At 37.4% G+C, this 8,029-nt stretch carries 8 protein-coding genes; 1 reads left to right on the plus strand and 7 read right to left on the minus strand.

What is annotated here, in order from left to right; all coding sequences use genetic code 11:
• The first annotated feature begins 347 nt into the window (after positions 1–347).
• Positions 348–782: a DUF6078 family protein gene (locus ACT8YW_RS11995; protein ID WP_444105144.1), complete on the plus strand. Its 435-nt coding sequence runs from the start codon at positions 348–350 to the stop codon at positions 780–782.
• Between the two features lie 269 nt (positions 783–1,051).
• Here the strand turns inward: ACT8YW_RS11995 and ACT8YW_RS12000 are convergent, their stop codons facing one another.
• From ACT8YW_RS12000 to ACT8YW_RS12030, 7 genes are all read right to left on the minus strand, one after another.
• Entirely contained in the window at positions 1,052–1,474 is a 423-nt protein-coding gene (locus tag ACT8YW_RS12000; protein ID WP_444105146.1) for a PD-(D/E)XK nuclease domain-containing protein, read from the minus strand.
• Positions 1,465–3,414 (minus strand): discoidin domain-containing protein, encoded by a 1,950-nt coding sequence (locus ACT8YW_RS12005; protein ID WP_444105148.1) that lies wholly within the window; start codon positions 3,412–3,414, stop codon positions 1,465–1,467. Before ACT8YW_RS12005 ends, ACT8YW_RS12000 begins: the two co-directional genes overlap by 10 nt.
• Positions 3,415–3,437: 23 nt before the next feature.
• Complete coding sequence (locus tag ACT8YW_RS12010) at positions 3,438–5,039, minus strand: O-antigen ligase family protein (RefSeq protein WP_444105150.1); 1,602 nt, start codon at positions 5,037–5,039, stop codon at positions 3,438–3,440.
• Positions 5,040–5,115: 76 nt separating this feature from the next.
• Positions 5,116–5,490: a DUF1573 domain-containing protein gene (locus tag ACT8YW_RS12015; protein WP_444105152.1), complete on the minus strand. Its 375-nt coding sequence runs from the start codon at positions 5,488–5,490 to the stop codon at positions 5,116–5,118.
• Positions 5,483–6,277, minus strand: coding sequence for a DUF4369 domain-containing protein (locus ACT8YW_RS12020; RefSeq protein WP_008645512.1), 795 nt, complete (start codon positions 6,275–6,277; stop codon positions 5,483–5,485). The genes ACT8YW_RS12015 and ACT8YW_RS12020 overlap by 8 nt, the downstream gene beginning before the upstream one ends.
• Before the next feature lie 20 nt (positions 6,278–6,297).
• The gene (locus ACT8YW_RS12025; RefSeq protein ID WP_008645514.1) at positions 6,298–6,999 is read right to left on the minus strand and encodes a hypothetical protein; all 702 of its coding nucleotides are present in this window, start codon (positions 6,997–6,999) and stop codon (positions 6,298–6,300) included.
• Between the two features lie 267 nt (positions 7,000–7,266).
• Positions 7,267–7,974, minus strand: a complete 708-nt coding sequence (locus ACT8YW_RS12030; RefSeq protein WP_444105157.1) for a DUF4369 domain-containing protein — start codon at positions 7,972–7,974, stop codon at positions 7,267–7,269.
• Between the last annotated feature and the right edge of the window lie 55 nt (positions 7,975–8,029).

Genomic DNA, 8,029 nt, shown 5'->3' on the forward strand with positions numbered 1-8,029 from the left:
CAACTATAATTGGCTAATATCATGTCTACTATTTCAATCCAGTATTCAATCATATTCGTTGCTATCCTGAAACATACATCGCACCGAATTGCTGGGCAGTCCATCACTGGTTCTCATTTGTTTGGAACGAAGTTCGATGCCGGCATACGCTTCCGAAAGGAAACAGTTCAACAAAGCGAAGAGGTACAATAATTTATATTTGATATAAAACTTTAGGAAATATTCCAATGATTGGTTACAAAGGCAATAAAAAAATAAGAACAAGTGGAACAAATTCTGTATCTCAAGATAAATCCTTATATTTGTATCAAATTCGTCTGATATAAAAGTTGAATATGATAAAAACAATGAATAAGCCACTTACATACGATGATATACCTAAAATGTATCTGTTTTGCAACCACACCAAATGTCCGCGCCGCAACAAATGCCTCCGTTTTCAGGCTGCGATGATTGTGCCCCAAAGTGTTCCTCACTACGAAACGATCAACATCAACCATGTAGCGGGGAATGAAAAGGAATGTTCCTATTTCAGTGCATACACTCTCACGACCTTTGCACTTGGCATCAGCCATATATTAGACGACGTTCCGCACAAAAAAGCTATGGCCATACAAAATAGCCTTAAATCTTTAATGGGGAAAAGTATGTACTACCGTATTCGCAACAAACAACGTCGACTTCATCCATCGGAACAGAAACAAATCGCAGACGTTTTCCTGGAACACGGCATCAAGACAAAGATTAACTTCGACGAATACATTGAAGATTATGACTGGTAAGCCACAGATTGTGACGGGAAAGATACTTGCGAAAATATTTCATAGGAATTGAATAAAAGTTTCATCGCAATGAAAATAAAGTTCCATCGTGATAGAAATAAAGTTTCACGACGATGAAACCTGCGAAACTTTTAGCACAAATAAAGATTAACAGGCAAGCGAAGACCTAAAGGTTACACATGCGTCATATTCCCCTTATAATAAGAAGCCTGCGCAAACGCCCGTCCAAATGTTCAAGCATAAATATTAAAAAAAATCGGATACCATATTTAGGCTTCTGATTCATTTTCGCAATCCGCTCTGGACGCCAGCTTCTCCAGTGCCACCAATTCCCATCCCTTGAACACCAGCGTAATCAATCCAAGCCGGGTATTCCCTTTCGTGCGGGCCACCTTCCCATCGTCGGCATAGCGGCGCAACTGTTCTGCCGCATCACGTTTCAGCAAGGCGATGTCGGCATCGGAGGTGTCACAGCGGGCATACTTCACCTCCACGATATAGCTGCAGACTATGTCCGGCTGGCGCACCAGATCGGGCATCATGTAGAAGTCCGCATAACCTTTGGAAGATTCGTATTCGGGAAGAAGGATGTAGCCCTGCGTCACCCCTAAGTAAGCCAACAGGAATCCCTTGACGTGCGCCTCGCCGTCGATAAATTCACGGATGGCATTTTGCCGATGAATTAATACCATAGCTGCTTAGCATCTTTATATAAGAAAATTCGTTCATCCGTCCCTCTAGTAAGATTTCTCAATAATAGTAAAGCATTTTGTGGTACATGGTGAAAGGTCAGACTAAAATCGTCAGCTATTTGTTTGCCCAACGACACCCAATCCATATCCCAATAAAAAAGCTCGTAAGTATCTCCAATACGAACATTGTTGTCATCATTACGTGTCATATAGCCTATTCTTCCAACAGATTCCGGTTTGCCCAAATCCAATCCTACCCAACCATCTCTTAAAGTTTTAGATGCGAAAAATGTAAACGGATCTAAATCAAAAGCAGCAAAACGGCTATAATGAGGATTTTTGCTTCGTTCTTCAGAACCTATAATGGTTCCTGTCAGTTTTTTATTGTCTTTATCCAAGAACATCAATTCTGCAATATTACAGCGGTAGGGCTTTGGACAGATATAACGCCAATAACGATACTTTGTAGTATCGCTCACATTTATACTACCCGATACGCTATACTCTTTGAACGTATGTACTGTGACAGCATCACTGAAATCCTCCTTGTGTGCTGCTTGAAACCTGCTGTGTTTTAAACGGAGTGCTGTGGTGAACGCTTTGCGCGTTAAAGGATATTTCCGTTTTAGACTAATACTTCTTTTCGATGTGTTATCGGGATTCAAGAACTCCAGTTCACCTTTTTCATTCAACAAAGCAGGATAATTGAATGGACGAACCCTTCCATTTATATAATATACCGGCAGATAGACAGCTCCCTTCTCTATTTTATCAAAGACGATCTGCTTACTATCTTTTATTTCCGAAAAACAAATAGGAACCCATTTCGCATTGTCAAATACTGCCAGATATGCATATTTTTCTTTGCGTTCTCTTCTCCCGGAAAGTACAGGAAAAACAGGATCAATGGTCGTTGCATATTCATCCGTAACGTCTTTTATAAACACATTGCGCAACGTTGGCGGAACACTACTGGCTTCTTTATTCAGCCGGACTAAGTCCGAATTGGGAGAATATGTTCTTCGATATACTTTACCTTTGCACTCACCCGGTCGTAGGGTAGCCAAAAAAGGTTCATGTCCTCCTTCACATACCATTCGGCGATTGTGATCTATCAGAATACTTAGCCACGAATGTGCATGTGCTTTTGTAGGCCACTGCAAAACGAAATCATACGAAACCGCAAAACCCTTACTACGCATGATGGCTAAAGCAGTATTTGTCCTTGTCTCACAAGAATTAGAAGGAATATTACACCAAAACGGAACCTTATATAACGCATGCCACTTCAGAGGCTTTTTCAAATCGACAATAACAGTATCACGTAATTTAATATTAATAGCTTCTGCCGCATGATAGGGTGTTTTATTCCAAATGTCATTATAAGAAAAATCGCATAATGTGTCATTAGCTATCGGTTTCAACACATTGCGCCAATCATCAAAAGCCTGAAACTCTACGCACTTATAAGGAAGCATATATTCACAAAATTCTTCAAATGTAATGCCTCTTGCCCAACGACCTTGTTGCCAATCGTCAAAAGCCGCGTCTATACTCTGTATCAGATAGTCGGCTTTTATGACAGAGTAATCTTCCTTAAACTCAAAATCATCTGATGGAAACTCTAACAACAAGTTATTTAATTCATTCACCTGTTCATCAATCTTTCTGTCAGAGAAGATTATCTTCTCAGCTTCGACATAATATTCCTCAATATCTTTCCCTATATACGACTGGTGTCCGGGCATATTCATTATCAAAAATTTGGCAGCTCTAAGTTTCAAACTGTCAGCTTCGTTTTCTTTATAATGCTCCAACACTTTTTCGAGTTCCGGACGATTATTGCCCGCCAGTGTCAGCACCTTTTCCAACTGTTTTTCTTCAGAGCTTTGACAACTGAAAAGCAAAACAAGAAAAAGAAAGATGAATGTAGCTTTCATTTTGTTTTATTGTTATTTTATAATTAAATATTCTTTTTGCGCAAATAGTTTCTAGCCTCTTCCTGTATGATAGCAACAGTGTAAGATGGTATCTTTATTCGTTTATTGATTATTTCTAAAGCTACCCGTTCGGCAAGTATGCAGTTATCAGATTTTACATAGATCCTCAAAAGTCCTTGTAATGGAAGAAAACGGCCAGGACACATACATTGTGCCAGTTTATAGCGTCTTTCTGATTCTTTCCAACACCCCATCTGATAGTAATTATCAGCTAATTGCATTTGCAGGTCATACGTATTGATATAAGATTCGCAATGTAAGAATACGTTAACGCTTTGTTTGTATAATTCCTCATTTTTCAATTCTGATGCATAATTGTACAAGAAATAGGGATTGCCATTCCACTCATCGTATAGCTTGGTAAATACAGATAATTCATTATCCAGCAAACCATTGTTCTTTTCTGCAACCAACGAAATTCGTTTCCATGTTCGCTCGAAAATGATATTCTTAATCAGAAAGAAACAGAGTATAAAAAGAATAATCAATAAAAATGGCTTGTTGAAATGTTTTGTTCGTAGAGCAACCTCCCGTTGATTAAGTGAAGCGAGGCAGTAGATAGTCATGAACCAAACAAAAGCATATTTGAATGGATAAGAAAAACAGGAAAATATAGCAATAGAAACAAGTGTCAGTAAGGCTGGAGTGTCAAATGGCACATTACTTCGAAAAACAGCAATCAACAACAATAAGAATAAAGCGATTCCTATAAGTCCTTGTTCAATCAACAACAACAGATACTCATTAAATGGATGATTCGTGTTCCCTGCCAATATTCTATCGCTTTCATCAGCATGGAAGGATGACAAATATTTGGCTTGTTCCGGCATGTAATCCGCCTTAAAAGAGCCGAGTCCGTTTCCCTGAATTATATGTTCCTTACACAATCCGGCAGATACTTTCCAAATCAGAACACGACCGGAAGTGGAAGTTGGTTTTAGATAAATCAGTCCAATGAATAAACCTATTAGAAACAAAGCGCCTCCGCTGATAAGAAAGATGCGCCTTTTATGAATTAACTTCCGATAGCGGAGAGCGTAAAAAAGGAGTGTTACTACGCATAAAGTAAGTATACCTGTTCTCGAACCGGATAAGATAACGACTATAATGAGGAGAAGACACGCCATAAACTTGAGCGTTTTTCTTTTTCCATTAGAAGTCTGGCACAAAAGAAAAGGATAACAGAGAACGATGCTTGCAGCAAATCCGGCGGGATTATCAAAAGAACCAGTAACAGAAAAATAAGATTGAGTTTCTATACACCCTACATATTGCAGCAAGCCATACAAGGCCGACAAAACTCCAACGACAGCTAAAATGCTATTAAATGTTTCTGTAGGATTTTTTCCATTACGCATCAACACAAAAAGAATCCATCCAGATACGATGTATACACTGTGTATATATTGCGATGTAAAGAGACTGCAAACGAGAACATATCCCATAAAAACAGTAAAAGACAGAAATAGAAAATCAACAGACAGTCTAATTTTTCGCTTCCAGTTCCCTATGCAAATACCTCCCCATATTACGATGCCGACAATGAAACTTATATTTTTAGGCATAAAATACCTATCCATAAACCAATCAGCCGATAAGTATAAGGTGGTGATAAGTAAAAAAGAAAACGTAAAAACATTATCACTGAATAATTGCCTTAACTTGCAGAATATAAAAGAGGGAGTCTGTGTTTGCATTGATAATAATTAGTTCTTCCTTTGCCCCTGCTCCTTTTCCTTTCGGATTGAAAGAAAAATGAAGCGAGCACGATTCGTCAGGATTTAATTCATACTTCTCCACCGATGCTTGTGTACATCCACATCCAGTTTCGATCTCTCCTATTTCCAACCTGGCATTGCCTACATTGGTGATTGTAATGCTATCACGACAAATTATATCAGAACTAATTATTCCGAAATCGTGTGTATAGGAAGACAGAGATACCTCTGCTTTCCTTTTTTGATTGCAAGAAACGCAAATCATCAGAATAACAATAAGACCAAGGATTTTACTCATTTTTTATAGTTGTTGATGATGAACTACTCGGAATAGTCTCGATGAAACGGGGCGCATTATCACGTATACTATCCAACAACGGTTTGGTCTTTTCTCTATATTCTTCTCTTTTAATAGTATAGTCCCGCCAAGCCAAAAGAATATCTCGATCGGCTTTGGGCATTCGGTCGAGAATCCGTAGATATTTTGGGAAATCAGGATCCTTTGATGCTCTTCGTCCATTCAACAAAAAAGATAAGTGGAATCGTACGACATCTGGATATTGAGCATATTTCTCTAAGAAAAAAAGTCTACATTCGTTGGCATGTATGTATGCATCTCTGAAAGATGCACTTCTATTTTGAAGAGAACGCTCTCTATCCACTTTTTTTTGCTGTTCGATAATACATCTGTTATAATCGTCGTTAATAGGAGTACCTGATACAATACCCTTATCTGCCCAATTAGCGATACGGATATGGATATTACCAGGCTCAACTATAAAATATAAGCCCAAATCCAACATATTTCTTCCTGTTCTGGCACTAGAAAGATACGCTAAGAATGGCTTTTGTGAAAGTACACCTTCATAATGGAATTTCCCGTCAACCACCAATATACTATCAATAAATGAATGTTTCATGCGCTCATACTCTTGACCAATGGCAGAATTGTTAACTAAACGCAAATAACTATTATCCAACGAATGGTCGGGTAATTCACCCCAAATGGTGTACTTTTCTTGTCCATAAAACTGTTGAGCTATAGAAACGAATGCGATAATTAGCAATATACTACTATATTTCATTTTTATATATATTAAATTTATCATTTTTCTTTTTTACCATATGCCGCCTGACAAGCATCTTGACACCCAGTTAAATCAAAATAACAACAATCCAAACAGAAATCATGACTATCTACGCATGCCTCATATCTAGGTCCCTCTTGATATAATTTTTCCTTTGCCGGTACATTTTCAAGACATGTATTGAATATCTCATAGCAATTAGTTACACCTTGTTCCATATCACCATCACATTTTTTATTACAATTCTCAAGTGCCTCTGGATCTTCCGCTCGTGTACCAATAACAATTTTATGCATTTGATATTTTTGCCGAGCTCTTATTAATTCTAATCGGGTGACATCAACTCCCTCATAAACTTCTTGAAATATAGAAAAAATTCTATTCCGTTCGGTTCGTTCATCATATTTTAACAAAATATTCAATTGCACTCTTGCTTCCATACGAGTTTCAGAATTCAACAATTGTTTCTTAAGCTGATGATACTGTTCCTTCCCTTCTGAAGATAATTCGTTAATTGCGTTTCGCCTTCGCCTAATCCCCTTCCTTATTTCTTTTTGTAAGTTCTGATAGGCCTCCGAAGCAATAAAGAGATCAGCGGCAGTCACATCTTCTGCCTGTTGAAAGTAATCGTCAGCTTCATCCGCCTGACAACTAAGCACAGAAATACTGATTAGAAAAACTAATCCAACCATAATAAAGCCTAAATTCATTTTTTTCATAAGAACTACTTTTAGAGATTAATAATATTGAATATCTTTTTCAAGGAGATACCAAGATATTAGTAGATAATCGTTTGGCTCATTTTCCAGTTCTGTCTATATCAAATAAGATAAGGAACTGTATTTTTCCATAATATTAGTACGAATAAAAGTTTATTGCTCTTGCTGTTACAAAGGACGACATTTATAAATTTAAATACAAATTTCAATCGTATACAAATGCGTATACACAGCCAATGTATATGCGTTTTTTAAAGACCAAGGATTTTACTCATTTTTTACAGTTGTTGATGATGAACTACTTGGAATAGTCTCGATGAAACGAGGTGGATCACCGATCAAACTATCTAATATTATTCTGGTCTTCTTTTTAAATTCTCGTTCTTTTATAATATAATCCCACCATGACAAAAAAACATCTCGATCCGCTTGGGGCATTGAATCAATAATGCGTAGATATTGAGAGAGTTCAGACTCCCTAATCGGATATTTTGTCCTTAAATCACGAGCCAACATGACTCGGATGACATTCGGATATTTTGCATATTTTTCAAGAAAAGTAAACCGACCTTCTGAACGCTGTTCAGTTACTGATGTATCTAATAAGTTACTATTCTCTGTTTTAGTACTATCTTCCGCCACTTTTCTCCGATCTCTATTCCAATATACAGCACTCCATTGAGCTTCTCGCTCAAGAATGTAAGTATTGTAATCTTCATTGATGGAAGTGCCCGATACATTAGCGTCAGTATCCCAATCGACCATACGAATATAGATATTCCCAGGTTCCACAAAAAGATTAATATCAGTCTCTTTATGGAACGATGAACCATCATAGGATATTTGTGCAAAATAAGGCTTTCGTGTGACAGTTCCTTCGTAAAAAAATTCCTTGCCAATCACCTTTATTTTTATGCTGTTGTCGTATGCTTGTTTTTGTCCTTCCCTTTCTTCAAGAAGATACGATTTATCTATTAATAATGCGAATCAGTATTTGATTTATTAGTTAAAAATTAGCGTAATTAGTGCG

Origin of the sequence: Bacteroides sp., assembly GCF_052357945.1 — a bacterium.
Lineage (GTDB): Bacteria > Bacteroidota > Bacteroidia > Bacteroidales > Bacteroidaceae > Bacteroides.